This window comes from Otoolea muris, assembly GCF_943193115.1.
GTDB classification, from domain to species: Bacteria; Bacillota; Clostridia; order Lachnospirales; family Lachnospiraceae; genus Otoolea; species Otoolea muris.
Window position 1 is genome coordinate 1 of record NZ_CALPCY010000134.1, and the last position, 1,901, is coordinate 1,901.

Here is a 1,901-nt window from a genome sequence, read left to right on the forward strand (position 1 = left end):
TTTTTCCCGAAATTCCTTAACTTTTAACGGCCTTACCCTACTTCGGATATGGGGGATCCGGATTTGCTGTTTATGGGTGGAACATATGGAGATTTCAGGGGATCTTCTGTGGTTTGGAGGTGCGGTTTACAGTATTTTTATTCACAAAAGCAGGCGAAAAACAGAGGATTTCTTTATGGGAAAATTCTGTTTTCAGCCTGCTGTTTCTGAGTGGAAAATATGGTTCTTTTTCAAAAATCGTTCTATTTGTCTGGAAATGAATATTTTTCTATTTTGCACTGGTGGCGCTTTTCTTTATCATAGCTTATCCCCACAAGGAGCGCTTTCCCATAGGGTTCGGCACGCTGCAGGTAATTTTTTGCTTTTATCTGTTCGATTGCTTCCTCCGGCGATTTTCCCACTTTCAGTTCCAGTATAATGGGCGGATAACCTGATTCTTTGGGTAGGAACAGGTAGTCGCAGTAACCTTTCCCACTTTTTTCCTCGCGTAATATGTTATAGAATTTTCTTGCATATAAATAGCACAGGGTGATCACACAGGACAGGGAATTCTCATCGTTATATGTCAGAAAAGGGATTTCCGCGTCATGTGCCTGTTCCAGGAGCTGGGAAACACGCTCCTCATTGCACTGGAGGGTAGCCTCCAGCATATCCCTGGAACGGTCAACGATTTCTTTGACTGCGCCCATACTGCTGCGTGACAGAACATGCTGGTATTTTTCCATCAGCTCATGGTTCGGAATCGTAAGTCTACCCTTATAATACGACAGAAACCCGTAGACCACCATTGCGGAAAGAATTTCATCCCGTGTATTTAACCGGAGTTCCGCAGCGCTGTAGCCCTGCAGGTCAACTTCCACCGGGATTCCGGCCACCATCTTTACAATATCTTCCCGTACTTCATCCACGTTATGTTCAATACAGTCGGCGATTTCATCCATTGGGCCTGTTTCCGTCCAGTAATTTAAACAGATCCCCCGGGTCAGCGCCTTACTTACTGAGCGTGGGTTGAATAAACTGCTTCCGTCATGTTTATGGTATCCGTCATACCATTTCTTAACTTCAGAAAATGGAACTGCGGGGTGCTGGATGCACAGCGCTTTTACTTCTGCTTCGCTGAAGCCAAAATACTGGTCGAATATGTTGTCGTTCATAAAATTAAATTCATCAAACATGTTCAATTCGGAGCCGCTGGAATATTTGGCTATGGGGAGGACGCCTGTCATATAAGCCAGTTCCACATATGGCTGATCCTTTAACAGGTTTTTTAAGAATCTCAGATAATCATCCCGTTCTTTCTTTCCCATAAAATCCTGATAAAATATACAATCCCACTCGTCCAGAATAAAGATGAAGGATTCACCGGAATCGGATAACAGTCTGCTGAGACTTTTATATCCTGTCCCTGCCAGTGACGGGCAGAGTATAAACAGATCATGATACAGGCTTTCCCTGATATAGCTGATGTAGTCTTTATAATTTTCACAGGTATCAGGCATTTCACTGAAATCAATATGAATTACATTATGCCGGTTCAAATGTTCCTCATATGATTTCGAGTGTGAAATATGCAGATCCCTGAATATGTCACGGCTGTCATACCCTTTTGTATAATATGCCCCCAACATATTAGCATTGATAGTCTTACCAAACCTGCGCGGACGGGTGATGCATATATAACATGCTTCCGTTCCAACTAGCTCATTTAAAGGCTCAATCAGGCCGCTTTTATCGACATAAATTTTTCCTTTTAACGTCCGTCTGAAACTTCTTAAAGGCAAATCTGTATTTAAATAGTTCACGGTAACCTCCCCTCTGAAACTAAGTCTCCAGATGCATCTTTATACTGAAAGTATAGCCGATTTCTCGTCAATGTACAATATTTTCCCAAATAAAATGCG

General features: G+C 42.5%; 1 protein-coding gene. It reads right to left on the reverse strand.

Annotation, left to right across the window (positions count from 1 at the left end; all coding sequences use genetic code 11):
* Positions 1–242: 242 nt before the first annotated feature.
* Positions 243–1,802, reverse strand: coding sequence for an AAA family ATPase (locus NFS31_RS26570; protein ID WP_251502060.1), 1,560 nt, complete (start codon positions 1,800–1,802; stop codon positions 243–245).
* Between the last annotated feature and the right edge of the window lie 99 nt (positions 1,803–1,901).